Source organism: Pantoea sp. Ap-967, assembly GCF_011752565.1.
In the GTDB taxonomy this organism is placed as follows: Bacteria; Pseudomonadota; Gammaproteobacteria; order Pseudomonadales; family Pseudomonadaceae; genus Aquipseudomonas.
In genome coordinates this window covers 19,295-45,689 of record NZ_VWXK01000026.1, presented here as the reverse complement: position 1 = coordinate 45,689, position 26,395 = coordinate 19,295, and the positions used below count along the sequence as shown (strand labels likewise).

Here is a 26,395-nt window from a genome sequence, read left to right as displayed (position 1 = left end):
GGTCACATCCGGAAAATGCCGAAGCGGCTCTGTTCGATCGGCGCGTTCAACGCGGCCGACAGCGCTAGGCCAAGCACGTCACGGGTTTGCGCCGGGTCAATGACGCCGTCGTCCCACAGCCGCGCACTGGAGTAGTAGGGGTGGCCCTGGTGCTCGTACTGGTCCAGAATCGGCTGCTTGAGCCGGGCCTCGTCCTCGGCATTGAAGGCCTGGCCACTGCGCTCGCTTTGCTCGCGCTTGACCTGGGCCAGCACCCCGGCGGCCTGCTCGGCGCCCATCACGCCGATACGGGCGTTGGGCCACATCCATAACAGGCGCGGGTCGTAGGCACGGCCGCACATGCCGTAGTTGCCGGCGCCGAAGCTGCCGCCGATGATGACCGTGAATTTCGGCACCTGGGCGCAGGCCACGGCGGTTACCAGCTTGGCGCCGTGCTTGGCGATGCCGCCTTCTTCGTACTTTTTGCCAACCATGAAGCCGGTGATGTTCTGCAGGAACAGCAGCGGGATGCCGCGCTGGCAGGCCAGCTCGATGAAATGCGCGCCTTTTTGCGCAGCTTCGGCGAACAGGATGCCGTTGTTGGCCAGGATCGCCACCGGGTAACCGTGCAGGTGGGCGAAGCCGCACACCAAGGTGGTGCCGAACAAGGCCTTGAACTCATCGAATTGCGAGCCGTCGACCAGCCGCGCGATCACTTCGCGCACGTCGAACGGCTGCTTGGCATCGGCCGGCACCACGCCGTACAGCTCATCGGCAGGGTACAGCGGCGCCACCGGGGCCTGGCATTGCAGCTTGCCAAGCTTGTGCCAGTTGAGGTTGGCAACGCTGCGCCGGGCCAGGGCCAGGGCGTGTTCGTCGTTGTCGGCGTAGTGGTCGGCCACGCCGCTGGTGCGGCAGTGCACGTCGGCGCCGCCCAGGTCCTCGGCGCTGACCACTTCACCGGTGGCGGCTTTTACCAGCGGGGGGCCGGCGAGGAAGATGGTGGCCTGCTGGCGCACCATGATCGCCTCGTCGGCCATGGCCGGCACATAGGCCCCGCCAGCGGTGCACGAGCCCATCACCACGGCGATTTGCGGGATGCCCAGGGCGCTCATGTTGGCTTGGTTGAAGAAGATGCGCCCGAAGTGCTCGCGGTCGGGGAACACTTCGTCCTGGCGCGGCAGGTTGGCGCCGCCGGAGTCCACCAAATAGATGCACGGCAGGCGGTTCTGCAGGGCGATGGTTTGCGCCCGCAGGTGTTTCTTCACCGTCAGCGGGTAGTAGGAGCCGCCTTTGACCGTGGCGTCGTTGGCCACGATCATGCATTCCACGCCTTCGATGCGGCCAATGCCGGCGATCACGCCGGCGGCGGGCACGTCCTCGCCGTACACCTCATGGGCGGCCAGCTGGCCGATCTCCAGAAATGGCGAGCCCGGGTCGAGCAGGCGGTCGATGCGTTCGCGTGGTAGCAGCTTGCCGCGTGAGGTGTGCCGTTCCTGGGCCTTGGGCCCGCCGCCCTGGGCCACCTGGGCAAGCAGGCCGCGCAGGGCCTGGACCTGTTCGAGCATGGCCGCGCTGTTGCTGGCGAACTCCGCCGAACGCGGGTTGATCTGGGTGTGCAAGGTAGCCATGTGCGCCTGTCCCTTGTGCTCAGCGGGTTTCGTTGAACAGTTCGCGGCCAATCAGCATCCGGCGGATTTCGCTGGTGCCGGCACCGATCTCGTACAGCTTGGCATCGCGCAGCAGGCGGCCGGCCGGGAATTCGTTGATGTAGCCGTTGCCACCGAGAATCTGGATCGCCTCCAGGGCCATTTGCGTGGCGCGCTCGGCGGTGTACAGAATCACCCCGGCGGCGTCCTTGCGCGTGGTTTCGCCACGGTCGCAGGCCTGGGCCACGGCGTACAGGTAGGCGCGGCTGGCGTTGAGCTGGGTGTACATGTCGGCGATCTTGCCCTGAATCAGCTGGAACTCGCCAATGCTCTGGCCGAACTGCTTGCGGTCGTGGATGTAGGGCACCACCAGGTCCATGCAGCTTTGCATGATGCCGGTGGGGCCACCGGACAGCACCACGCGCTCGTAGTCCAGGCCGCTCATCAGCACCCGCACACCGCCGTTGAGCTGGCCGAGGATGTTTTCCTCCGGCACTTCCACACCGTCGAAGAACAGCTCGCAGGTGTTGGAGCCGCGCATGCCCAGCTTGTCGAACTTGTTGCTGCGGCTGAAGCCTTTCCAGTCACGTTCGACGATGAACGCGGTGATGCCGTGGGCGCCCTTGTCCAGGTCGGTTTTGGCGTAGATCACGTAGGTATTGGCGTCGGGGCCATTGGTGATCCAGGTCTTGCTGCCGTTGAGCACGTAGCGGTCGCCGCGTTTTTCCGCCCGCAGCTTCATCGACACCACGTCGGAACCGGCGTTGGGTTCGCTCATGGCCAGGGCGCCGATGTGCTCGCCGCTGACCAACTTGGGCAGGTATTTCTGCTTCTGCGCAGGGCTGCCGTTGCGGTTGATCTGGTTCACGCAGAGGTTGGAATGGGCGCCGTAGGACAGGGCCACCGAGGCCGAGCCGCGGCTGATTTCTTCCATCGCCACCACATGGGCCAGGTAGCCCAGGCCGGCGCCGCCGTACTCCTCGGGCACGGTGATGCCCAGCAGGCCCATGTCGCCGAATTTGCGCCACATGTCGGCGGGGAACAGGTTGTCGTGGTCGATCTGCTGGGCGCGTGGGGCCAGTTCGGCGGCGACGAAGGTGCGCACCTGGTCGCGGAGCATGTCGATGGTTTCGCCCAGGGCGAAGTTCAGGGTGGGGTAATGCATGCGGGGGCACCTTGTTGTTCTTGAAGTTTGGGTAACACCGTAGCTCAAGGATCCGGCACCGGACCCTGGGGGGTGTTGTTCATCACCTTTACGTTAACGTAAACCTGCATCCCACCACTGTCAATCGGCTCATAACCTTTACGTAAACGTAAATCTGCGCCAGAGTATTCTCCGCTCGCATCAGCCGTGCCCAGAACAACCACAAGAAGGGACACCCATGAGTCAACCAAGCTACACCCGCGGCCGCCAGGACCAACCGCTGCTGACCCTGACCATCGGCCAGGCCTTCGACGCCACCGTGGCCCGCTGCGCCGACGGCGAGGCGCTGGTGGTGCGCCACCAGGGCCTTCGCTACAGCTGGCGGCAACTGGCCGAACAGGTCGACCTGCTTGCCCGCGCCCTGATGGCCCTGGGCGTGAACTCCGGCGACCGGGTCGGTATCTGGGCGCCGAACTGCGCCCAGTGGTGCATCTTGCAGCTGGCCAGCGCCAAGGTTGGCGCGATTCTGGTCAACATCAACCCGGCTTACCGTGTGGGGGAACTGGAATACGTACTACGCCAGTCTGGCTGCCGCTGGCTGGTGTGCGCCGATGCCTTCAAAACGTCTGACTACCACGCCATGGTGCAGGCACTGCTGCCTGAGCTTGCGCTCACGCCCCCCGGCCAGCTGGCCAGCGAAGGCCTGCCAGCCTTGCGCGGCGTGATTAGCCTGGCCGCCAGCCCACCGGCGGGGTTCCTGCCCTGGCAGACGCTGGCCGAGCGGGCAGGGCAGACCCCGCCCGAGGCCTACGCCGCGCGCCAGCACAGCCTGCAGTTCGACCAGCCGGTGAACATCCAGTACACCTCCGGTACCACCGGCGCACCCAAGGGCGCCACGCTCAGCCACTACAACATCCTCAACAACGGTTTCATGGTGGGCGAAAGCCTGGGCCTCAGCGAGCGCGACCGCATGGTGATTCCGGTGCCGCTGTACCACTGCTTCGGCATGGTGATGGCCAACCTGGGCTGCATCACCCATGGCAGCACCATGGTCTACCCCAACGATGCCTTCGACGCCGAACTCACCCTGCGCGCCGTGGCCGAGGAGCGCGCCAGCATTCTGTATGGGGTGCCGACCATGTTCATCGCCATGCTCGACCACCCTTCACGCACCACGCTGAACTTGTCGAGCCTGCGCAGCGGCATCATGGCAGGCGCCACCTGCCCGATCGAGGTGATGCGCCGGGTGATCGACCAGCTACACATGGCCCAGGTGCAAATCGCCTACGGCATGACCGAAACCAGCCCGGTGTCGCTGCAAACCGGCCCGGACGACGAACTGGAACTGCGCGTGACCACCGTCGGCCGCACCCAGCCGCAGTTGGAGAGCAAGTTGGTGGATGCCGACGGCTGTATCGTCCCCCGCGGCCAGATCGGTGAATTGTGCACCCGCGGCTACAGCGTGATGCTTGGCTACTGGGACAACCCCCAGGCCACGGCCGAGGCCATCGACCCGGCAGGGTGGATGCATTCCGGCGACCTGGCGGTAATGGACGAGCACGGCCATGTGCGCATCGTCGGGCGTAACAAGGACATGATCATTCGTGGCGGCGAGAACATCTACCCGCGTGAACTGGAAGAGTTCTTCCATACCCACCCAGCGGTGGCCGATGCGCAGGTAATCGGCATTCCCTGCAGCCGGTATGGTGAGGAGATCGTCGCCTGGATCAAATTGCACCCTGGCCACAGCCTCACGGTCGAGGAACTACAGGGCTGGTGCAAGGCACGCATCGCGCACTTCAAGGTGCCGCGGCATTTTCGCTTCGTTGACGAGTTTCCGATGACGGTGACCGGCAAGGTGCAGAAATTCCGCATGCGCGAGATCAGTGTGGCGGAAGTCGGCGCGGTTCGATGACGGTAGCCCAGGGCAACACCGGTGGCAGGGCTACGCAAACAGGCCGACCTTGCGGAGATCACCCAGCCCTGCGGGCTGCGCTGTTGCGTTGGGAACATTGCACGCAGGCAGGCCGTGATCCCCTGTGGGAGCGGGCAAGCCCGCGCTTACAGGGGATTGAATGTTCCCAGCGCGACAGCGCAGTCCGGGTATGAACGTCTACCCTTAAGCCTTCACCGGGGGCTCCTCATTCGGCGGGTCTCCCACCGTCGGCGGCATGGTCGGCTTGATGGGCAGCTCGTCCGGTTCCTGTTCCGGCACGGGCGGCGGCAAGCTTGGGTCGTCGATGTTGGGGTCGGGTGTCTCCGGTGGAATGGGAATGTTCATGGCCTGACCTCGCGTGGGTGAATGGAAAGAGGTGCTGAAGGCTCTGACCACTGGCAGCTGCCGTTCGCTCAATTTTTTTGAACCCCACGCCTGTGCCCGGCTCTGAACCCTTACCGCCACCAGCCTGAGGGAGCAAGGTCGATGTCACGAAACGAGCCCTTTGAACGCGTGCCCATGGCGAACGATCACCCGGACCAGGCCATCAGCCTGTCCCAGGCGCTGTTGGCGCCGCGTATCGTGATCGAAGACACCCAACCGGTACTCGAAGCCGGCACCTTCGCTGCCAAGGCCGTCAGCGGCCAGCCAGTTGCAGTCAGCAGCAAGGTCTACAGCGACGGCCACGACCGCCTGGCGGTGATGCTCAACTGGCGCCAGGCCAACAGCCGCCGCTGGCATTGCGTGCCCATGCACTCACCAGACAACGACCTGTGGCTGGCCGAGTTCACCCCATCCGAGCTCGGCCCACACCTGTTCAGCATCGAGGCCTGGATCGACCCCTTCGCCACCTATTGCCACGACCTGGAGCGAAAGTACCACGCCGGCGTCGAGGTCAAGCTGGAGCTCGAAGAGGGCCGGTTGATGCTGGGCCAGGGCATGGACCTCACCGAAGGTGTGCTGCGCGATGAAATCGGCGCCCTGCGCGAGCGCCTGGTGGCGCTAAAACCCGATGACCAGGTGGCGCTGCTGCTGCACCCCGACACCGCACGCCTGATGGCCGATGCCGAGCACCGCAGCTACCTCACCCGCAGCCGCGAATTCCCCGTCGATGTCGACCGCCCGGCGGCGCTGTTCGCCAGTTGGTACGAGCTGTTCCCCCGCTCGATCACCAGCAGCCCCGGCCGCCACGGCACCTTCAACGACGTGCACGAACGCCTGCCGATGATCCGTGACATGGGCTTCGACGTGCTGTACTTCCCACCCATTCACCCCATTGGCACCCAGCACCGCAAAGGCCGCAACAATGCCCTGCGTGCCGAGCCCGGCGACCCCGGCAGCCCCTATGCCATCGGCAGCGACGAGGGCGGCCACGAAGCCATTCACCCGCAACTGGGCAGCCGTGAAGACTTCCGCCGCTTGGTCGCCGCTGCCGCCGAGCACGGCCTGGAAATCGCCCTGGACTTCGCCATCCAGTGCTCCCAGGACCACCCCTGGCTCAAGCAACACCCCGGCTGGTTCAGCTGGCGCCCCGACGGCACCATTCGCTACGCCGAGAACCCGCCGAAAAAGTACCAGGACATCGTCAACGTCGACTTCTACGCCGCCGAAGCGGTGCCGAGCCTGTGGCTGGCCCTGCGCGACGTGGTGGTCGGTTGGGTGGAGGAGGGCGTGAAGACCTTCCGCGTCGACAACCCGCACACCAAGCCGCTGCCGTTCTGGCAATGGCTGATCGCCAATGTGCGCAGCCAGTACCCCGAGGTGATTTTCCTCGCCGAAGCCTTCACCAAGCCGGCCATGATGGCGCGCCTGGGCAAGGTGGGGTATGCCCAGAGCTACACCTACTTCACCTGGCGCAATACCAAGCAGGAACTGCGCGAGTATTTCGAAGAACTCAACCAGCCGCCGTGGAGCCAGTGCTACCGGCCAAACTTCTTCGTCAACACGCCAGACATCAACCCCTACTTCCTGCAAACCTCCGGCCGTGCCGGCTTCCTCATTCGCGCAGCCCTTGCCACCATGGGCTCGGGGCTGTGGGGCATGTATTCGGGCTTCGAGCTGTGCGAAGCCACGCCGCTGCCGGGCAAGGAGGAATACCTGGATTCGGAGAAGTACGAAATCCGTCCGCGCGACTTCACCCAGCCCGGCAACATCGTGGCCGAAATCGCCCAGCTCAACCGCATTCGCCGGCAGAACCGCGCCCTGCAAACCCACCTGGGGGTGGTTTTCCTCAACTGCTGGAACGACAACATCCTGTACTTCGCCAAGCGTACGCGCGAGCGCGACAACTACATCCTGGTAGCGATCAGCCTCGACCCGCACAACGCCCAGGAGGCCAGCTTCGAGCTACCGCTGTGGGAGCTGGGGCTGGGCGACAACGCCGATACCCTGGGCGAGGACTTGATGAACGGCCACCGCTGGACCTGGCACGGCAAAACCCAGTGGATGCGCATAGAACCCTGGCACCAGCCGTTCGGCATCTGGCGTATCGAAAAGGCTCATTGAAACCACCGCAACCTGGTAGGAGCGAGCGTAGCTCGCGATGGGGCGCCTGGCGGCCCCAGGGTTTCAGCTTCGCAGCCCGTGTTGCCGGGGCTGCCTTGCAGCCCATCGCGAGCTGCGCTCGCTCCTACCGGGGCCGTGCTGTACCGAGATCTGAAAGGAGTCACCCATGGCCAAGCGTTCCCGCCCGGCAGCCTTTATCGATGACCCGCTGTGGTACAAGGACGCGGTGATCTACCAGCTGCACATCAAGTCGTTCTTCGATGCCAACAACGACGGCATCGGTGACTTCGAAGGCCTGATCGGCAAGCTCGACTACATCGCAGGCCTTGGCGTCAACACCCTCTGGCTGCTGCCGTTCTACCCCTCGCCACGCCGGGACGACGGCTACGACATTGCCGAGTACAAAGCCGTGCACCCCGACTACGGCAGCCTGGCCGACGCCCGCCGCTTCATCGCCGAAGCCCACGCACGAGGGCTTCGGGTGATCACCGAGCTGGTCATCAACCACACCTCCGACCAGCACCCCTGGTTCCAGCGCGCCCGCCACGCCAAGCGTGGCAGCAAGGCGCGGGACTTCTACGTGTGGTCCGATGACGACCAGAAGTACGACGGTACGCGCATCATTTTCCTCGACACCGAAAAATCCAACTGGACCTGGGACCCGGTCGCCGGCCAATACTTCTGGCACCGCTTCTACTCGCACCAGCCTGACCTCAACTTCGACAACCCCCAGGTGCTCAAGGCGGTGATCGGGGTGATGCGCTTCTGGCTCGACCTGGGCGTCGACGGCCTGCGCCTGGACGCCATCCCCTACCTGATCGAACGCGACGGCACCCACAACGAAAACCTCCCCGAAACCCACGCGGTGCTCAAGGCCATCCGCGCCGAAATCGACGCCAACTACCCCGACCGCATGCTGTTGGCCGAGGCCAACCAGTGGCCCGAAGACACCCGCCCATACTTTGGCGAAGGCGCTGGCGACGAATGCCACATGGCATTCCACTTTCCGCTGATGCCGCGCATGTACATGGCCCTGGCCATGGAAGACCGCTTCCCGATCACCGACATCCTGCGCCAGACCCCGGAAATTCCCGCCAACTGCCAATGGGCGATCTTCCTGCGCAACCACGATGAGCTCACCCTGGAAATGGTCACCGACCGCGAGCGCGACTACCTGTGGAATTACTACGCCGAAGACCGCCGTGCGCGCATCAACCTTGGCATTCGCCGGCGCCTGGCGCCGCTGCTGCAGCGTGACCGGCGGCGCATCGAACTGCTCACCAGTCTGCTGCTGTCGATGCCCGGCACGCCCACTCTGTACTACGGCGACGAGCTGGGCATGGGCGACAACATCTACCTGGGCGACCGCGACGGTGTGCGCACGCCGATGCAGTGGTCGCCAGACCGCAACGGCGGCTTCTCCAAGGCCGACCCGCAGCGCCTGGTGTTGCCGCCGATCATGGACCCGCTCTACGGCTACCAGACCGTCAACGTCGAAGCCCAGGCCCACGACCCGCATTCGCTGCTGAACTGGAACCGCCGCCTGCTGGCGGTGCGCAACCAGCAGAAAGCCTTCGGCCGCGGCACCTTGCGCACCCTTGCCCCCAGTAACCGGCGCATCCTCGCCTACCTGCGCGAGTACACCGATGCCGACGGCAACAGCGAAGTGATCCTCTGTGTCGCCAACGTTTCCCGCGCAGCCCAAGCCGCGGAACTGGAGCTGCAGCAGTACGCCGAGCGGGTGCCGGTGGAGATGCTGGGCGGCAGCGCCTTCCCACCGATCGGCCAGCTGCCGTTCCTGTTGACCTTGCCACCCTATGCCTTCTACTGGTTCCTGCTGGCCGCCCACGACCGCATGCCCAGCTGGCACATCCAAGCGACCGAGGGGATGCCGGAATTGACTACCTTAGTGCTGCGCAAACGCATGGAAGAACTGCTCGAAGCGCCGTCGAGCGACACCCTGCAAGGCTCGATCCTGCCCCAGTACCTGCCCAAGCGGCGCTGGTTCGCCGGCAAGGAAGGGCCGATCGATGCGGTGCGCCTGTGTTACGGCGTGCGCTTCGGCACGGCCACCACACCGGTGCTGCTCAGCGAAATCGAGGTGCACAGCGACGGCGTGGCCACCCACTACCAGCTGCCGTTCGGCCTGCTGCCCGAGGAGCAGATCAACAGCGCCTTGCCCCAGCAACTGGCGCTTTCCCGGGTGCGCCGTGCCCACCAGGTGGGCCTGATTACCGATGCCTTCGTGCTCGAACCGTTCATCCGTGCGGTGCTGCGTGCTTGCCAGGAGGAGCAGCGCCTACCCTGTGGCAATGGCCAGGGCGAACTGCATTTCGCCAGCAACGCGCAGCTCGCCAGCCTGGGCTTGGACGACGAAAGCGCGGTGCGTTACCTGAGCGCCGAGCAGTCCAACAGTTCGGTGGTGATTGGCGACCGCGTGGTGCTCAAGCTGATCCGCCGGGTCAACCCGGGCATTCACCCCGAGCTGGAAATGAGCGCCTACCTGACTGCCGCAGGCTTTGCCAATATATCGCCGTTGCTGGCCTGGGTCAGCCGCGTCGATGACCAGGCAACGCCGCACTTGCTGATGATTGCCCAGGGCTACCTGAGCAACCAGGGTGACGCCTGGGCCTGGACCCAGAACACCCTGGAACGGGCCATTCGCGACGAGATGGAGCCCGACAGCGCCGAGGCACAAGCTCACACCGACGCGCTGGCCGAGCTCAACGGTTTCGCCAGCCTGCTCGGCCAGCGCCTGGGCGAGATGCACCTGCTACTGGCCGCGCCGAGCGACGACCCAGCCTTCCAGCCGCGCGCCAGCAATGCCGAGGACAGCCAGCGCTGGAGCACGCAGGTCAGCGCCGAACTCAACCACGCCCTCGACCTGTTGGCCCAGCACCGCGCACAGCTGGACAGCGACAGCCAGGCCCTGGTGGACGACCTGCAGCAGCAGCGCGAAGGCCTTGCCCAGCACATCGTCAGGCTGGCCGAGCAGGCCCAGGGCGGGCTGCTGATGCGGGTGCATGGCGACCTGCACCTGGGCCAGGTGCTGGTGGTGCAGGGCGATGCCTACCTGATCGATTTCGAGGGTGAGCCGTCCCGCCCACTGGAGGAACGCCGGGCCAAGCACAGCCCCTACAAGGATGTCAGCGGCGTGTTGCGATCCTTCGACTATGCTGCTGCGATGATCCTGCGCAGTGCGTCTGCGGTCGACCTTTCAGGCCCGGCGCGCCAGGCCCGTCAACGTGTTGCCCGGCAGTACCTGCACCAGTCTCGGCATGCCTTCGTCCAAGCCTATGGGCTGGCCACTGCCGCCATGCCCCATGCCTGGCAACAGGCCGAAGGCGAGCGCGCCGCACTGGAGTTGTTCTGCCTGGAAAAAGCCGCTTACGAAATCACATACGAAGCCGAGAACCGTCCGAGCTGGCTGGCCGTGCCCTTGCATGGCCTGCATGGACTGATCAGTACCTGGGGAGAGTCAGAATGAACGTTACAACGCGTGAAAACGGCGGCCTTCGGCAACGGGACCTGGATGCCCTGGCCCGCGCCGAGCACGCCGACCCTTTTGCCGTGCTGGGTCCCCACGCGGATGGCCACGGCGGCCTGCAGCTTCGCGCCTTCCTGCCCGGCGCGTTGAATGTACGTGTGCTGGCGCGCGACGATGGCCGGGTGCTGGCCGACATGGCGCAGGGCAGCCTGCCAGGGCTGTTCACTGCGCACCTGGATGAGGCGCACCCCTACCGGCTGCACATTGGCTGGGCCGGGGGCGAGCAGGTGACCGAAGACCCGTACAGCTTCGGCCCGCAACTGGGCGACATGGACCTCTACCTGTTCGCCGAAGGCAACCACCGTGACTTGTCCGGGCGTTTCGGCGCGCAGCCGATTCAGGTCGATGGCGTCGACGGCGTGTGCTTCTCGGTGTGGGCGCCGAACGCCCGGCGGGTGTCGGTGGTGGGCGATTTCAACAACTGGGATGGCCGCCGCCACCCCATGCGCCTGCGCCACAGCGCCGGGGTGTGGGAGCTGTTCCTGCCGCGCCTGGGCGTGGGCGAAACCTACAAGTTCGAGGTGCTGGGCAAGGACGGCGTGCTGCCGCTCAAGGCCGACCCCCTGGCCCGTGCCACCGAGTTGCCACCCAGCACAGCCTCCAAGGTGGCCGGCGCACTGAGCCATGCCTGGCACGACCAGCAGTGGATGGAGCAACGCGCCCAACGCCATGCCTACAGCGCGCCGCTGTCGATCTATGAACTGCACCCAGGCTCCTGGCAATGCGAGCTCGACGAGCTGGGTGAGGTCGCGCGCTTCTACAACTGGCGCGAATTGGCCGAGCGCCTGGTGCCTTACGTGCAGCAGCTGGGCTTCACCCACATCGAGCTGCTGCCGATCATGGAGCACCCGTTTGGCGGCTCCTGGGGTTACCAGCCGCTGTCGCTGTTCGCGCCCACTTCGCGCTACGGCAGCGCCGAGGACTTCGCCGCGTTCGTCGATGCCTGCCACCAGGGTGGCATCGGCGTGATTCTGGACTGGGTGCCCGCGCATTTCCCCACCGACGAGCATGGCCTGGCCCGCTTCGACGGCACCGCGCTGTATGAGTACGACAACCCGCTGGAAGGCTACCACCAGGACTGGAACACGCTGATCTACAACCTGGGGCGCAACGAGGTGCGCGGCTTCATGCTGGCTTCGGCGTTGCACTGGCTCAAGCATTTCCATATCGATGGCCTGCGCGTCGATGCGGTGGCGTCGATGCTCTACCGCGATTACTCGCGCAAGGCCGGCGAGTGGGTGCCCAACCGCCACGGTGGGCGCGAGAACCTGGAGGCCATCGACTTCATTCGCCACCTCAACGGCATTGCGGCCCACGAGGCGCCAGGCGCGCTGATCATCGCCGAGGAATCCACGGCCTGGCCCGGTGTCAGCCAGCCGATCCAGCAGGGCGGGCTGGGCTTTGCCTACAAGTGGAACATGGGCTGGATGCACGACACCCTGCACTACATCCAGAACGACCCGGTGCACCGGACCTATCACCACAACGAGATGAGCTTCGGGCTGATCTACGCCTATTCCGAGCATTTCATCCTGCCGATTTCCCACGACGAGGTGGTGCACGGCAAGCACTCGCTGATCGACAAGATGCCCGGCGACCGCTGGCAGAAATTCGCCAACCTGCGCGCCTACCTGACCTTCATGTGGACCCACCCGGGCAAGAAGCTGCTGTTCATGGGCTGTGAGTTCGGCCAGTGGCGCGAGTGGAACCATGACCAGCAGCTGGACTGGTACCTGCTGCAGTACCCCGAGCACCAGGGCGTGCAGCGCCTGGTAGGTGACCTCAACCGGCTGTACCGGGAGCTGCCGGCGCTGCACGAGCAGGACTGCCAGCCCCAGGGCTTCCAGTGGCTGATTGGCGATGACGCGCACAACAGCGTGTATGCCTGGTTGCGCTGGAGCAGCCAGGGTGAGCCGTTGCTGGTGGTGGCCAACTTCACCCCGGTGCCGCGTGAGGGCTACCGGATTGGCGTGCCGTTCGGGGAACGCTGGGAGGAAATGCTCAACAGTGATGCCGAGTTGTATGCCGGGTCCAACGTTGGCAACCTAGGGGCGGTGCAGAGTGAGGACGTGGCCAGCCATGGGCAGCCGTTGTCGCTGGCGCTGAACCTGCCGCCGCTGGGGGTGTTGGTGATGAAGCCGGCCTAATTGTAGGAGCGGGCTTGCCCCGCGAACACCGGCGCAGCCGGTGCCACGCACCGCGCCGCCTGCTTCGCGGGGCAAGCCCGCTCCTACAAAGGCCTACCAGCGCATGCGGATGCCAAGGCTGGCAATCAACCCGTTGATGTCGTTGTCATCCACATCACTGCTGTAGTCGGCACTGACGAACAGCGCCACCGAAGGCGTCACCCGCGCCACCAACCCCAGCCCCAGTTCCACCGTGGTCGAATACCGCGAGCTGGAAATCTTGTCGACCTGGTCCAACTTCACCTCATCGGCATTGCTGAAGTCGTACCACACGTTGGTGCGTACATAGGGCTCGATCGGCATGCCGTTGACATCGTAGCGCCCCGACAACCGCGCACCCACCCGGCCGCTCCAGCTGGGCTGGTTGTCGAAGGCCTGCGCGGTTGCCGCCGGCACCTGGCTGCCGGGGTAGAAACGCTGGTTCACCAACTGCGCCTGGGGCTCGATCACCCAGTTGTCAGTGAGGTGGATGGGGAAACCGCCCTCCACCGAAAAGGTCGTGGTACGGCTGTCATAGCGCCCCTGTGCGTTGCCGCCATCGAGTTGCGAGCCGGTGGCCGTGGCGTCCAGGTGCCAGCCCTGGGTGTGGGTCAGGCTCCAGTACGCGCCTTGGCTCTCGCCGCTGAGGTTGATGGCGTTGCGCTGCATGTCGGCTACCTGCGCACGGGGCACTTCGATCGGGCCCTGCAGGTTGTCGTGGCCCACGAAGGTGCCGCTGCGCAGCACCATGGCCGGCTGTTGCTGGGCACTGGGGTAGGTGGCGGGTTCTTGTAGTTCCGAGGCAAAGGTTTCCACCGGGGTTGCCAGAAGCATCGACGTGGAAACCGCGTAGAAAATACGGTCGAAACGCAACGGATTCGAGTGGGTATTCATGGCGGATCTCCTCAGTTTTCTTGTTGTACAGCCAAGGATCTGGCCTGTTGTCACGAGCTGTACGGCAAAAACAGAGGGCGACCCAAACCAGCACGCCACGCTTCAGGCGCGCGTGCAAAGGCGCGAGCTAGAGGCCCGGCATGAGTGTTAACTGCAAGTGGTAGTGTTCAGCTAAGGAGACGGCGGCGCTTGCGTCAAGAATGTGTGAAAGCCATGTGCAAAACCTGTATTGCAGGTTAACTGCTTGATTTCCCCGGCAATCGACTCGGGCATAGCGGGTATGGTTCTTTACTGGCCTGGCGCTATGCCGAATCGTTGCTAGAGCCGCACCTGCCGCCAGGGGGCCGCAGGGCGGGCGCTGCCTCAGTCTTCCTCGCGCTGCAGCACCATCAGCAACAGCGAGCGGCCCTTGACCTCGAAGGTGCTGTCGAACTGCAGGTGTTGCGGCTTGCGCAGTTCTGGCCGGTCGGTGTCGACCAGGCAGCTCCAGTAGTCCCCTTCAGGCACTGCAGGCAACTGGAACGGCACCACGTCATGGTGTGCATTGACGATCAGCAGCATGGTGGCCTCCGCACCAGGCCGGGCAATGCCGCTTTCCTGGGCGCGGCCATCGATCAGCATGCCCAGGCAGCGCCCGTGCGGGTCTTCCCACTGCTCCACGCTCATCTCGCTGCCATCGGGCGCCAGCCAGGTCACGTCCTTGACGCCGATTGCCTCGTTGTAGTCGCCCACCAGAAAACGCGAGCGGCGCAGCACCGGGTAGGCCAGGCGCAGGCGGGTCAGGCGCTTGACGAAGGCCAGCAGCTCCTCGCCTTGCTGGTCCAGGTCCCAGTTCACCCAGCCGATTTCGCTGTCCTGGCAGTAGGCGTTGTTGTTGCCATGCTGGGTGCGGCTGAATTCGTCGCCGGCAACGATCATCGGCGTGCCCTGGGCCAGCAGCAAGGTTGCGAAGTAGTTGCGCATCTGGCGCATGCGCAGGGCGTTGACCTGCGGGTCGTCGGTGGGGCCTTCCACGCCACAGTTCCACGACAGGTTGTTGTCGGTGCCGTCCTGGTTGTTCTCGTCGTTGTCCTCGTTGTGCTTGCTGTTGTACGACACCAGGTCGCGCAGGGTGAAGCCGTCGTGGGCGGTGATGAAATTGACCGACGAATAGGGCCGCCGGCCACGGTTGTTGAACAGGTCGCCCGAGGCGGTCAGGCGTGCGGCGAAGTCGGCCAGCTGGCCTTCGTCACCTTTCCAGAACGCCCGCGTGGTGTCGCGGAAGCGGTCGTTCCATTCCGCCCAGCCTGGCGCGAAGTTGCCCACCTGGTAACCCCCGGGGCCGCAGTCCCAGGGTTCGGCGATCAGTTTCACCTGGCTGAGCATGGGGTCTTGGCGGCAGGCCACGAGGAAGCCGTGGCGTTCGCTGTAGCCGTCGTGGTAACGGCCCAGGATGGTGGCGAGGTCGAAGCGGAAACCGTCCACGCGCATTTCGCCGGCCCAGTAGCGCAGCGAGTCGGTCACCAGTTGCAGCACCCTGGGGTGGCTCAGGTCGAGGGTGTTGCCGGTGCCCGAATCGTTGATGTAGAAGCGCTTGTCGTCGGGCATCAGGCGGTAGTACGAGGCGTTGTCGATGCCGCGCATCGACAGGGTGGGGCCGCGCTCGTTGCCTTCGGCGGTGTGGTTGTAGACCACATCCAGAATCACCTCCAGGCCTGCGTCGTGCAGGTGCGCCACCATCTCCTTGAACTCGGCGATCTTGCCGCTGGCAAGGTAGCGTGGGTGCGGCGCGAAGAAGGCGATGCTGTTGTAACCCCAGTAGTTGTTCAGGCCCTTTTCCAGCAGGTGCTGGTCGTTGACGAAGGCGTGGATGGGCAGCAGCTCGATGCTCGATACGCCCAGCTCCTTGATGTGCTTCAGCAGCTCGTCATTGGCAAGGCCGGCGAAGGTGCCGCGCAGTTTTTCCGGCACCGCCGGGTGGCGCATGCTGATGCCGCGGGTGTGGGCTTCGTAGATGATGGTGCGCTCCCACGGCACCTGCACTGGCTGGTCGCGGCCCCAGGTGAAGGCCGGGTCGATCACCTTGCACTTGGGCACGAAGGGCGCGCTGTCGCGCTCGTCGAACGATAGGTCGCCGTCGGGGTGGCCGATGGTGTAGCCAAACAGCGCTTCAGACCACTTCAGGCTGCCGACCAGCTGCTTGGCGTAGGGGTCGATCAGCAGTTTGTTGGGGTTGAAGCGATGGCCGTTTGCCGGCTCGTAGGGGCCGTACACACGGTAGCCGTAGACCAGCCCGGGGTGGGCGTCGGGCAGGTAGCCGTGGTAGATCTCGTCGGTGTATTCGGGCAGCTCGATGCGTTCGAGTTCCTGCTCGCCCGTGGAGTCGAACAGGCACAGCTCAACCTTGGTGGCATTGGCCGAGAACAGGGCAAAGTTCACGCCCAGGCCGTCCCAGGTGGCGCCGAGCGGGAAGGGCAGGCCTTCACGAATGCGCGATGGGGCAACGGAGCGGGTTTTCTTTGGGGTGCGCGGGCTCATGGCAATCCTCGAATGGCCTTGTGGATGGGGGGTGGGGAAACATGTACCGGCCTCTTCGCGGGGCAAGCCCGCTCCTGCACAGGGATCGTGATGGGCCTGTAGGAGCGGGCTTGCCCCGCGAAAGGGCCGCTACAGGCGTTAGCCAGCGGTGGGCTTTTTCACTGCCCGAGGCTTCTTGGCAGCCGGCGCCTTGGCCGCTGGCAGGGCCGTCACCTTGGGCTCGGCTGGCGCCTTGGGCTTGGCTGCCGCGCGCTTGCGTGGCTCGGCCTTGGGTGCCAGGGCTTCGGCTTCGGCCAACTTGCGGGCCATGTCCCAATGGCGGTCTTCCTGTCCCTGTGGCTTACCCTCCGACTCCCAGATCTGGTAGGCGAATTCGCGTACTCGTTTTTCATCGACACTCATCTCGACGCTCCTGAATGCTAGGCATGTTCAATCAACAGGTTGACTGGAAAATCCGCCAATACGGCGCTCAGTGGCAGCTCCCTTGTAGGGCTGACAGCGGCGCCGCCGAAAAGTCCAGTCCAAGTGGCAGGCGACAAGGCAAACGGCAAGATCACCCGTGTATCGTCCCAGTTCTGTGCCGGGATCAACGGTTCGGTTGCGCTGCCCAGCAGGCTGCTGGCCAGGCGCGGGGCTACGACGATGGCGCGCTCGCCGTCACCCAGGCGGGCGAAGGCGATGACCTGTTCGGCATGCCGGCCCTGCACGTTCAGGGGCAGGTAGGCGCCGCGGCGAAACAGCTCGGCGTGGGCCTGGCGGCAATCCAGCACGCGGGCCACAAGCGCCTGCTTGATGCGGCCATCGCGCCAGTGCGCCAGCAGCTCGCCAGGGGGCGTGGCAGCGTCCAGCGTACGACGCCTGCAAGCGTAGTCCACGGGGCGGCGGTTGTCCGGGTCGACCAGGCTGAAATCCCAGTACTCGTTGCCCTGGTACAGGTCGGGCACGCCGGGCACGGTCATGCGCAGCAGCGTCTGCACCAGCCCGTTGAGGGCACCGGAGCAGGCGATCAGCTGCACGGCATCGGCCAGTGACTGGCGCAGTTGCTGGTTTTCCCGGTCCAGCAGCAGGCCGTCGACATAGGCCGCGCACGCGGCTTCATAGGCATCGTTTGGTGCGTTCCAGCTGCTGCGCAGCTTGGCCTCGCGCAGGGCCTTCTGCTGCCATTGGCGAATGCGCTCGGCGTACTGGCGCAGGCCATTGTCGTCGCGCGAGTCGAGGTTCAGCGGCCAGCTGCCGAGCAGTGTCTGCAACAGCAGCAGCTCGTCGCCGGGGCTGGGCGCCGGGCCATCGTCCAGGCTTTCGCGCAGCGGTGCGGCCAGTTCGCGCCAATGCCCCACACGGCTGGCGAACCACGGGCCACGTTCGCTCAGCACGGCCAGGCGCGCGCGGGTATCTTCGCCGCGCTTGTGGTCGTGGGTGGCGGTGGCCAGCAGGTTGTCTGGGAAGTCGCGCAGGCGGCGTTGGGCTTCGTTGTGAAAGTGCGCGGGGCTGGCGCTGAAACGCTCGGCCTCGAAGCCCACATCGTTGCGCGACAGCAGCCGCGCCGAGCGGTAGAAAGCGGTGTCTTCCACGGCCTTGGCGGCGCTGGGCGCGGTGAGCTGTTGAAAGCGCACGCAGGCGTGGCGCAGGTGCTTGCGCGGGCGGCCCGGCGGCAGCTGGCGCCAGGGCTGGCCGCCCAGCCAGCGTTCGAGTTGCTCCAGCAGCGGCCAGTCGGCTTCGGCCAGGTCCTGGCGGGCATTGGCCAGGGCCTGCTGGAAGAAATGCTCGTCCTCGGCCGGGCGGCCGCAGGCGTTGAAGTAGGTGCGGTACACCGGGTAGTGCGCAACCAGGGCCTGCAACGCGCGGCGGATGGCGCCGAGGGTCAGGTCGCGGGTCATCAGGTCGTCGCGGGCCACTTGCAGCAGGGCCTGGGCGACCGACTCGCAATCGCCGGCCAGGCTGGCAGTGAGTACCAGGTGCCGGGCCTGGCGCACTTCCTCGGTGAACGCGGGGCGTTCGCTGACTGTGCTCCACAGCTCGGTCAGCGGCGCTTCGCCGGCGGGGTCGTGCTGCAGCAACGACACCTGGTTCATGAACTCGTAGCCGGTGGTGCCGTCGGTGAGCCAGTCGCGGTGCAGGTGCTCGTCAACGCCGAGGATCTTCTCGACGTAGATCGGGAAGTGCTCCAGCGCCGCGTGCAGTGGGCGCCGGGCAAGCAGGCTGTCGACCCGGCGGCGCAGCTTGCGGCAGTAGCCACGCGGGTCGGCCAGGCCATCGATATGGTCAATGCGCAGGCCATCGACCAGGCCGCGCTCGATCAAGGCGAACAGCTTGGCATGGGTGGCCTCGAACACCACTGCGCGCTCTACCCGCAGCCCACCCAGTTCGTTGATGTCGAAAAAGCGCCGCCAGTTGATGTCGTCGGCGGCGGTGCGCCAGCTAGCCAGGCGGTAGGTTTGGCGTTCAAGCAGCAGGTGCAGGCGTTTGAAGCCGGCCTCCGTGCGGCTGTCGAAGGCCAGCAGGGCCGCTTGCAGGTCGGCGCCTTCGCGCACCAGGCGCGCCAGTTCGGCGTGCAAGGGCAAGGCGCTGGCCAGCGGGTCGGTGGCCTCGGCCAGGGCGGTGAAGTGTTCGGCCAGGGTGTTCAGTGCAGGCTCCGGGCTTTGCGCCAGGATCCAGCCGTAGTCCTGGGGGCAGATCGGAAAGCGGTGATCGTGGTGGGCGACTTGCAGCAGGCCCTGCTGCGCGTCGAACTGCAAGGGAATTTCGCCGTTCTTCAACGCCGCGCCATAGTCGCTGCCCAGGAACGGCAACAGCAGCTGGCCGGCCAGCAGCGGGTCGCTGGAATGCCACTGGATGTCGAAGAATTCGGCATAGGGGCTGCGCCTGCCCCAGGCCAACAGGTTCTGCCACCAAGGGTTGTCGGCGCCGCCCACGGCCATGTGGTTGGACACGGTATCGAGGAGCAACCCCATGCCGTGCTGGCGCAGGGCGGCCACCAGCCGCTCCAGTGCAGCTTCTCCGCCCAGCTCGGGGTTCACGCACGTTGGGTCGACCACATCGTAGCCATGGCGCGAGCCGGCCCGGGCCTTGAGGATTGGCGAGGCGTACAGGTGGCTGATGCCCAGCTGGGCGAAATACGGCACCAGCGGCACCGCATCGTCCAGGGTGAAGTCGCTGTGAAACTGCAGGCGCAGGGTTGCGCTCAGGGCTTTCATCGGTCGCGCTCCCAGGCTTGTTCACGGGCCTGGGCCAGCAGCTCCAGGCGCCGGGCGGCGTGCTCATCGTCGAGCAGTTCGCGCACCGGCGTGGCAAAGCGCCGGCGCCAGTTCGGGTGGCCGCTGGTGGTGCCGGGCAGGTTGGGTTGCTCGTCGCTGCCCAGCAGGTCTTCCAGCGGGATCAGCACCAGCGGCGCGCGGGTGTGGCCGACGTAGCGGATGGCCGCATCGATCACGGCGTCGTTGTCTGCTTGCGGGCCGTAGTTGGCCTCCAGGGTGCGGCGCAGCCCCTCGCTTTCCCGCTGCCGCTCGTGGCGCCAGTGCAGCTCGGTGGCAGCGTCGATCAGTTGCAAGCGGTGGCTCCAGTCGATGTCGCGGCTCTGCAGCCAGCCGGCCAGCGGCGCCAGGTCGTGGGTGCCGGTGGTGGCCAGGGCGTTGTCTGGCCAGTCGAGAATCGGCTTGAAGTGGCCGGGCTGGGTTTGCTCGAAGGGCAGCACGCGCATGCCCAGCACGGCGTTGGCCGCCAGCTGCTCGCGCAGGCCCTCGGGCACCGTGCCCAGGTCTTCGCCGAGGATCACCGCCTGGTGGCGCACCGATTCCAGGGCCAGCAAGCGCAGCAGGTCTTGCAGTGGGTAATGCAGGTAGGCGCCCTCGCTGGGCTTGCAGCCGCGGGGGATCAGCCACAGCCGGCGCAGGCCCATCACGTGGTCGATGCGCAGGCCGCCGGCGTGGGTGAGGTTGGCCCGCAGCATTTCGATGAAGGCGCGGTAGCCGTTGCGCTTGAGGCCTTCGGGGGAAAACGCGCAGATGCCCCAGTCCTGCCCGGAGCGGTTGAGGATATCGGGCGGCGCGCCGACCTTGAGGTTGGCCAGTAGCTCGTCCTGGCGGCTCCAGGCCTGGCTACCGGCGCCGTCCGCGCCCACCGCCAGGTCGGCGATCAGGCCGATGGCCATGCCGCTGCTACGGGCCGCTTGCTGGGCGCGCTGCAGGCTGCGTTCGGTCAGCCATTGGCAGAAGGCGTGGAACTCGACCCTGGCCGGGTAAGCGTCGGCGAAGGCCTCCACTTCCGGGTGATAGGGGTCGTGCCAGGCGCTTGGCCAGTTGCGCCAGTCAGCGCCCAGGCCATGCTCGACGGCCTGGGCCTGCAGCACTTCGAAGCGGCAATGGTGCTCCAGGGCCTGGCCACCGGCCTGGCGGTAACTTTCGAAGTCCTTGCGCAGGGGGTGTTCGGCTTTGCTGAAGTCCTGGTACAGCGCCTCCAGCAGGCGCAAGCGGGCGTCGGCGGCGCGTGGCCAGTCCACCAGCGGGCGTTGTTCCAGGTCTTCGAGCACTTGTTCCAGGCCGCAGGCGGCGATGGCCATGCGCACGCTGCGCTCGCCCAGCAGCGCGGCGGGGCTGGCATACAGGGTGTTGAGCAGCAGGCGGCTGGAGGGCGAGTAGGGGCTGTAGTGCTGCTGGTCGACCGCCGACAGGGCGTGGATCGGGCTGATCGCCAAGGCATCGGCGCCGCGTTCGGCGGCGCTTCGGGCCAATTGCTCCAGGGCCAGGCAGTCGCCGTAGCCACCATCGCCAGGGCGGCGCAGGCTGTACAGCTGCACCGCCAGGCCCCAGCAACGTGGCGGCGGTTCGGCCACCGCGTCGGCCAGGCTGTAGCAACGCGGCGGCGCCACGGCCAGGGTGAAGCTGCGCTCGTCGATGTGCAGTTGGTGATAGCCGATTGGCAGGCCACCGGGCAGGTTGCCTTGGGCATCCAGCGTCAGGTGTTGCAGGCGGTTGCTTTCCAGGGTGCAGCGCACGGCGCTGCCCGGGGCGAAGTAGCGTTGCAGGGATACCGGCTGGTCCACTTCGGCGGTCAGCAGCGGCGGCAAGTGCTCGCCGTCTTCGGCGACCTCCACGGCGCGCAGGCTGGCCAGGGTGGCGGGCTCATCCTGGGCGGGGTGGCCAAGGCCGTCCAGGACCTTGCGCAGTACCTCGTCGCTGACTTGCTGGGGGCGGTTGTTGGCGTCGATCCAGTCACGGGCCAGCCCTACGCGGGCGGCCAAGCGGTGCAGGGCGGTTTCGCTCATGGGCGCTCCTGGCCAGGTGGAAGCAGGCTGACCACACAGCTGTGGGCGGCCAGTGCGGAGTCGGGGTGCGTGGTGTCGCTGCTGTCGAACAGGCGCCGTTCGGCTGCCGGCAATGCCACGGCCTGGGGCGTGGCGGCCAGGTTCAGGTCGATGCGCAGGATGTGGCCATTGCCCAGTTGCCAGCGTGCGGTCAGGGCCTTGTCGCCCAATACCTCGGCGCCCAGGGCGCGGCTGCCGGGCAGGTGCGGGATGACGTGGCGCTGGCGCAGGCTGAGCAGTTGCTGGTAGAGACCGTGCCAACCGGCGATCACTTCCTGGTTGCTTGGCCGTGAGGCTTCGAAGGTGTGCCGGGCGTTGGGGTCGGGGATGTGCGCGCGTTGCTCGGGGTCGGCGAAGGCGGCGAAATGGGCGAACTCGCCACGGCGGCCTTCGCGCACGGCATCGGCCAGTTCATCGTGAAAGTCGGTGAAGAACAGGAACGGCCGGCAACTGCCGTCGTCGTCGCCCATGAACAGCAGCGGGATCATCGGCGCCAGCAGCAACAGGCCGGTGGCGGCGCGCAAGGCCGGGGGCGGGCACAGGCGGGTCAGGCGCTCGCCCAGGGCGCGGTTGCCGATTTGGTCGTGGTTCTGCAGGAACAGCACGAACGCGCTGGGCGCCAGGTGCCCGCTGGGCTCACCGCGTGGGGTGCCGTGGCGGTTGGCCTGGCCCTGGAACACGAAGCCCTCGGCCAGGCAGCGGGCCAGCTTGTCGATCGGCTGCTGCTGGTAATCGGCGTAGTAGCCTTCGGTTTCGCCGGTCAGCAGCACGTGCAGGGCATTGTGGCCATCGTCGTTCCACTGGGCATCGAAACCTTGTTCCAACAGGAACGCCTGGTTGTGTTCGTTCTCCAGCACCAGCCACACCTGGCGCCCGGGTGCGACAGCGGCGCGTACCCGTTGGGCCAGTTCCAGCAGAAAGTCGGGCTGGTCGATGGCGTGCACGGCATCCAGGCGCAGGCCGTCGCAGCGGTAGTCGCACAGCCACATCAGGGCATTCTGGATGAAGTACTCGCGCACCTCGGCGCGGCGAAAGTCGATGGCCGCGCCCCAGGGTGTCTGGCGGTCCTGGCGAAAGAACGCGCTGGCGTACTGGTGCAGGTAGTTGCCGTCGGGGCCGAAGTGGTTGTACACCACATCGACCATCACCATCAGGCCCAGGCCATGGGCCTGGTCGACCAGCGCGCACAGCTGCTCGGGGCTGCCATAGCTGTGCTGCGGGGCGAAGGGCAGCACGCCGTCGTAGCCCCAGTTGCGCTCGCCGGGGAACTGCCCCAAGGGCATCAGCTCGATGGCGCTGATGCCAAGCTCGGCCAGGCGCGGCAGGTGCCGCGCCACGCCCGAGTAGCCTTCGAGCACGCCCACGTGCAGTTCCTGAATCACCGCCTCGTGCCAGGGCCGACCCTGCCACGGGTGTTGCCAGGGGTAGGCGTGTACATCCACCACCTGGCTTGGCCCATGCACGCCCTCAGGTTGGTAGCGCGACGCCGGGTCGGCCACCTGCAGCTGGCCGTCGATACAGAAGTGGTAACGGTCACCGGCCTGGCACGGGGCGATGCCCGTATGCCAGCCGCCTTCCTCGGGCAGCAGGGCGATGGCCGGCTGCTGCTCCAGGTGCAAGCTCACGTTGCGCGCATCGGGTGCCCAGAGGGCGAAGCGCGCCGACGTGGCGTCCAGCAAGTGTGCGCCATGCCTGTGCATCTTCGGCCCTCGCTCAGTAGTGGCTCAGTTGCGCCTGCTTGACCAGGTCCTCGTAGAGGCGGGCATAGGGTTCTACCGCCTGGCACCAGTTGAACGGCTGGGTCATGGACAGGCAGCGCATGGCGTTGAACAGGTCCTTCTTGGCGTAGATATAGAAGGCGCGGTTCAGGGCCTCGCGGTAGCTGTCCACGCTCGACTCATTGAACAGGAAACCGGTCACGCCATTTTCGATGGTGTCGGCCAGGCCCCCGGTGTTGCGCGCCACCGGCAGCGACCCGAAGCGCTGGGCGTACATCTGGCTCAGGCCGCAGGGCTCGTAGCGCGAAGGCATCAGCAGGAAGTCGCTGCCGGCGAACATGCGCCGGGCGTCGGTTTCGTTGAAGCCGATGCGCACGCCGATACGCCCGGGGTGACGCACGGCCAGCTCGCGCATGGCCTGTTCTTCCTCCGGTTCGCCGCGGCCGATAATTGCAATCTGCCCGCCTTGCTCGACGATGTAGTCGGCCACGCCCAGGGTCAGGTCCAGGCCTTTCTGGTACACCAGCCGCGACACCACGGCGAACAACGGCCCGGTGGATGGTTCAAGGCCGAACAGGCGGCGCACGGCCTCGGCGTTGCGGGCCTTGCCGTCCCAGTCATTGATGCTGAAGTTGTGCTCCAGGTGCTGGTCGGTGGCCGAGTCCCAGCTTTCGTCGATGCCGTTGGGAATGCCGCCCAGCAGGCCTTGCTGGGCCTTGCTGGACAGAAAACCATCGAGGCCGCAGCCAAATTCCGGGGTGGTGATTTCCCGGGCGTAGGTGGCGCTGACCGTGGTGATGTGGCTGGAGTAGGCAAGGCCGGCCTTGAGGAACGACAGCTTGCCGTAGAACTCCATGCCTTCCTGCTGCATGGCATGGTCGGGAATTGCCAGCTCAGGGCTGCAGGCGCGGCTGTACACGCCCTGGTAGGCCAGGTTGTGGATGGTGAACAGGGTAGGGGTATTGAGCCCACGCCAGTGCATGTAGGCCGGGGCCAGGCCGGCTGGCCAGTCATGGGCGTGGACCACCTCGGGCTGCCAGTGAATGCGCCCCTCGCCGGCAGCGATCTCGGCAGCGGCCAGGCCCAGGCGGGCGAAGCGGATGTGGTTGTCGGGCCAGTCGCGGCCGTTGTTGGCACCATAGGGCGTGCCGTCGCGCTCGTACAGTTCGGGGCAGATCAGCACGTAGATCACCAGGCCGTCGGCCATGTCCATGCGGCCGATGCGGCAGGGCGGCAGGGCGGCGTGGCCACCGAGTTCGCCCACTACATGGATGGGGTTGTCGCTTTCCATTACCTGGCGGTAGCCGGGAATCAGCACGCGCACATCGTGCAGGTGCGCCAGGGCCCGGGGCAGGGCAGCGGACACGTCGCCCAGGCCGCCGGTTTTCACCAGGTCGGCGATTTCCGAGGTCACGAACAGGATTTTGCGTTTGTTGGGGTTGTGCTGGCGCTGGGCGCCGGGTGCCTTGGCTGTCGTGGCGAGCGCCGGGGTAAGCGGCTCGCGGTTTTCCGGGTTGAATGAATCTACGTGAGGTTCGACAGCGGCACTGATCATACTTCTCTCCGTCCCTATGTGTGGCCGGGTGCTGGCACCCGTTGCAATGTGGCGTGCTGGTTCTCTCTGGTTCTGTCGTTGCGTAACGCTATCCATGCCCCGAAGTCGTGCGCACGGGCACAACGCGATCAGCATTCCGGCCGAAGGCGATTGGACTGATAGGGGTAGGCGGGCCGTGCGAAGGAAGTCCTTTTGCGTTTGGCCTACTCAGTTGCTGACCCGCCGCCATTTCCAAAAGTTCGACTTTTTTACGTCGCACTTTCCCTGAGCAAATGGCGGGCCGAATCCTGAGTGTAGGAGAGCTGGAGATAAAAAGGTGACCCACTGGTCACTTTCGTTATGACGCGGAATAGACGCAAACGTTGGCGTGTGTGACCGCATGTGAATGCGCTGTTGGAAGGGGGTGTGGGCGTGCTCTTCTGTGGAACTTGCGCACCTGTTTGGTGCATTAGGTAGCCCTAGACTCGCGCGCCTTTGGCGCAGGAATAACTGGCCAGAGGCGCGCCCACCGGGGGAGGCGAAATGGGTGTGAATCAGCTCGACGGCTGCAGCGACGAATGATGGTGGGTAATCAGCCATTCACCCCCAACCTTGCGATAGTTGAACGTGAAGCGCGCTGGCACCTGTTTGCCCGTGGCGGCGAACGTGAAGGTATACAACCCCGCCAGCGTGGCTTGGTCGCAGCCGCTGAATACCTGGGTTTCATCCAGCGCCCCGGCGGGCCGGTCGCGCAGGAAGCCCTTGAAATAGTCGATATGCGCCTCGCGGGTGAGCCTGGGCGTGGCGGACAGCGTCGGCAGCAGCAGGGCGCCATCCTGATACAATTCGGCCACCTTGGCCGCATCACCCACTTGCAAACGGTTGTTCCACTCGCCAAACAGGGCCAGTACCTGCGCATCGCTAGGGGTGTCGCATGTCGCAGCGCTTGCTGCAACCGCGGGCAGGCTGAAGCAGCTGGCCAGCATGAGAGGCAGCATGAAAGGCAAACGCGGCATTGGCTTGAATCCTCGTATATGGCAACCCCGGGCGGGCTGCGGGCGCACACTGTGGCGTTTGGCAGCCGCGCAGGTTATCGGCGCTGGCAGCTCAGTTGCCGCGATTGATCGCTGATGCACGTAGGACGAGGGGAAGGCTTGGTACTGGCCAGGTTACCCATGGCCAGGTGGGAGCAGGGCGCTCCCACGGCGGGGCGGGTGAATCAGCGCGTGACGGCCTTGCCGTCGTGGCGTGCCTGTTCCAGCAGCTGGTGCAAATGCGCGACCTGCTGGCGCAGCTGGTCACGTTCGTCCTTCAGTTTGCGCAGCTCGTCGCGGCGCAGGGACACATAGAGGGTCTGGGTGGGGGTGGAAGGCATCAAGGTACCCATGAGTACACCTCGCGGTTTTGGCTGGTGACAGTTAAAGCGTGGTCGCTTCACGCGGCGCGCATTCTGAATTCTTTTGCCGTGCTTGGGAACTTTTTTGTTTAACGTTGTCTGGCCGTTCGTC

Annotated in this window: 16 protein-coding genes; 4 read left to right on the top strand and 12 right to left on the bottom strand. The window is 65.8% G+C overall.

Annotation, left to right across the window (positions count from 1 at the left end; all coding sequences use genetic code 11):
- Positions 1-2: 2 nt before the first annotated feature.
- Positions 3-1,610 carry a carboxyl transferase domain-containing protein gene (locus F3J45_RS22625; protein WP_167068183.1) on the bottom strand — a complete coding sequence of 536 codons (1,608 nt, stop codon included), beginning with the start codon at positions 1,608-1,610 and terminating at the stop codon, positions 3-5.
- Between the two features lie 19 nt (positions 1,611-1,629).
- Positions 1,630-2,793: an isovaleryl-CoA dehydrogenase gene (locus tag F3J45_RS22620; protein ID WP_167068180.1), complete on the bottom strand. Its 1,164-nt coding sequence runs from the start codon at positions 2,791-2,793 to the stop codon at positions 1,630-1,632.
- A 217-nt stretch (positions 2,794-3,010) separates the two neighbouring features.
- Here F3J45_RS22620 and F3J45_RS22615 point away from each other — a divergent pair, with 217 nt between their 5' ends.
- On the top strand, positions 3,011-4,687 hold the full coding sequence (locus F3J45_RS22615; protein WP_167068177.1) for an AMP-binding protein: 1,677 nt from the start codon (positions 3,011-3,013) through the stop codon (positions 4,685-4,687).
- Between the two features lie 204 nt (positions 4,688-4,891).
- Here F3J45_RS22615 and F3J45_RS22610 read toward each other — a convergent pair whose 3' ends face one another.
- Positions 4,892-5,053, bottom strand: coding sequence for a hypothetical protein (locus tag F3J45_RS22610; protein ID WP_167068174.1), 162 nt, complete (start codon positions 5,051-5,053; stop codon positions 4,892-4,894).
- Positions 5,054-5,227: 174 nt separating this feature from the next.
- Between F3J45_RS22610 and F3J45_RS22605 the strand changes: the two genes are divergently transcribed.
- The 3 genes from F3J45_RS22605 (at position 5,228) to glgB (ending at position 12,907) form a co-directional block, all read left to right on the top strand.
- A complete protein-coding gene (locus tag F3J45_RS22605; RefSeq protein WP_205300644.1) occupies positions 5,228-7,213 on the top strand; it encodes an alpha-1,4-glucan--maltose-1-phosphate maltosyltransferase in 1,986 nt (661 codons plus the stop codon).
- A gap of 166 nt (positions 7,214-7,379) precedes the next feature.
- Positions 7,380-10,700, top strand: coding sequence for a maltose alpha-D-glucosyltransferase (gene treS / locus F3J45_RS22600; RefSeq protein ID WP_167068168.1), 3,321 nt, complete (start codon positions 7,380-7,382; stop codon positions 10,698-10,700).
- Positions 10,697-12,907 carry a 1,4-alpha-glucan branching protein GlgB gene (glgB, locus tag F3J45_RS22595; RefSeq protein WP_167068165.1) on the top strand — a complete coding sequence of 737 codons (2,211 nt, stop codon included), beginning with the start codon at positions 10,697-10,699 and terminating at the stop codon, positions 12,905-12,907. Before treS ends, glgB begins: the two co-directional genes overlap by 4 nt.
- Before the next feature lie 93 nt (positions 12,908-13,000).
- Here glgB and F3J45_RS22590 read toward each other — a convergent pair whose 3' ends face one another.
- From F3J45_RS22590 to F3J45_RS22550, 9 genes are all read right to left on the bottom strand, one after another.
- Positions 13,001-13,819, bottom strand: a complete 819-nt coding sequence (locus tag F3J45_RS22590; RefSeq protein WP_167068162.1) for an autotransporter outer membrane beta-barrel domain-containing protein — start codon at positions 13,817-13,819, stop codon at positions 13,001-13,003.
- A 363-nt stretch (positions 13,820-14,182) separates the two neighbouring features.
- Complete coding sequence (gene glgX, locus F3J45_RS22585) at positions 14,183-16,336, bottom strand: glycogen debranching protein GlgX (protein ID WP_167068160.1); 2,154 nt, start codon at positions 16,334-16,336, stop codon at positions 14,183-14,185.
- 138 nt (positions 16,337-16,474) lie between these two features.
- Positions 16,475-16,738 carry a DUF2934 domain-containing protein gene (locus tag F3J45_RS22580; RefSeq protein WP_167068158.1) on the bottom strand — a complete coding sequence of 88 codons (264 nt, stop codon included), beginning with the start codon at positions 16,736-16,738 and terminating at the stop codon, positions 16,475-16,477.
- Between the two features lie 17 nt (positions 16,739-16,755).
- Entirely contained in the window at positions 16,756-19,530 is a 2,775-nt protein-coding gene (locus tag F3J45_RS22575; RefSeq protein WP_167068155.1) for a malto-oligosyltrehalose synthase, read from the bottom strand.
- Entirely contained in the window at positions 19,527-21,596 is a 2,070-nt protein-coding gene (gene malQ, locus F3J45_RS22570; RefSeq protein ID WP_167068152.1) for a 4-alpha-glucanotransferase, read from the bottom strand. The genes F3J45_RS22575 and malQ overlap by 4 nt, the downstream gene beginning before the upstream one ends.
- Positions 21,593-23,335 (bottom strand): malto-oligosyltrehalose trehalohydrolase, encoded by a 1,743-nt coding sequence (treZ, locus tag F3J45_RS22565; protein WP_167068149.1) that lies wholly within the window; start codon positions 23,333-23,335, stop codon positions 21,593-21,595. The genes malQ and treZ overlap by 4 nt, the downstream gene beginning before the upstream one ends.
- Before the next feature lie 13 nt (positions 23,336-23,348).
- Positions 23,349-24,908: a glycogen synthase GlgA gene (gene glgA, locus F3J45_RS22560; RefSeq protein WP_167068146.1), complete on the bottom strand. Its 1,560-nt coding sequence runs from the start codon at positions 24,906-24,908 to the stop codon at positions 23,349-23,351.
- Positions 24,909-25,441: 533 nt separating this feature from the next.
- Positions 25,442-25,903, bottom strand: coding sequence for an SgcJ/EcaC family oxidoreductase (locus F3J45_RS22555; RefSeq protein WP_167068143.1), 462 nt, complete (start codon positions 25,901-25,903; stop codon positions 25,442-25,444).
- 203 nt (positions 25,904-26,106) lie between these two features.
- Complete coding sequence (locus F3J45_RS22550) at positions 26,107-26,274, bottom strand: DUF6026 family protein (RefSeq protein ID WP_167068141.1); 168 nt, start codon at positions 26,272-26,274, stop codon at positions 26,107-26,109.
- Positions 26,275-26,395 lie beyond the last annotated feature (121 nt).

Coding starts and splice junctions, on each gene's coding strand:
- F3J45_RS22615 (WP_167068177.1), top strand. CDS start 3,011: ATGAGTCAACCAAGCTACACCCGCGGCCGCCAGGACCAACCGCTGCTG.
- F3J45_RS22605 (WP_205300644.1), top strand. CDS start 5,228: ATGGCGAACGATCACCCGGACCAGGCCATCAGCCTGTCCCAGGCGCTG.
- treS (WP_167068168.1), top strand. CDS start 7,380: ATGGCCAAGCGTTCCCGCCCGGCAGCCTTTATCGATGACCCGCTGTGG.
- F3J45_RS22555 (WP_167068143.1), bottom strand. CDS start 25,903: ATGCCGCGTTTGCCTTTCATGCTGCCTCTCATGCTGGCCAGCTGCTTC.
- F3J45_RS22580 (WP_167068158.1), bottom strand. CDS start 16,738: ATGAGTGTCGATGAAAAACGAGTACGCGAATTCGCCTACCAGATCTGG.
- F3J45_RS22550 (WP_167068141.1), bottom strand. CDS start 26,274: ATGGGTACCTTGATGCCTTCCACCCCCACCCAGACCCTCTATGTGTCC.
- F3J45_RS22610 (WP_167068174.1), bottom strand. CDS start 5,053: ATGAACATTCCCATTCCACCGGAGACACCCGACCCCAACATCGACGAC.
- F3J45_RS22590 (WP_167068162.1), bottom strand. CDS start 13,819: ATGAATACCCACTCGAATCCGTTGCGTTTCGACCGTATTTTCTACGCG.
- F3J45_RS22620 (WP_167068180.1), bottom strand. CDS start 2,793: ATGCATTACCCCACCCTGAACTTCGCCCTGGGCGAAACCATCGACATG.
- F3J45_RS22625 (WP_167068183.1), bottom strand. CDS start 1,610: ATGGCTACCTTGCACACCCAGATCAACCCGCGTTCGGCGGAGTTCGCC.
- glgX (WP_167068160.1), bottom strand. CDS start 16,336: ATGAGCCCGCGCACCCCAAAGAAAACCCGCTCCGTTGCCCCATCGCGC.
- glgB (WP_167068165.1), top strand. CDS start 10,697: ATGAACGTTACAACGCGTGAAAACGGCGGCCTTCGGCAACGGGACCTG.
- F3J45_RS22575 (WP_167068155.1), bottom strand. CDS start 19,530: ATGAAAGCCCTGAGCGCAACCCTGCGCCTGCAGTTTCACAGCGACTTC.
- treZ (WP_167068149.1), bottom strand. CDS start 23,335: ATGCACAGGCATGGCGCACACTTGCTGGACGCCACGTCGGCGCGCTTC.
- glgA (WP_167068146.1), bottom strand. CDS start 24,908: ATGATCAGTGCCGCTGTCGAACCTCACGTAGATTCATTCAACCCGGAA.
- malQ (WP_167068152.1), bottom strand. CDS start 21,596: ATGAGCGAAACCGCCCTGCACCGCTTGGCCGCCCGCGTAGGGCTGGCC.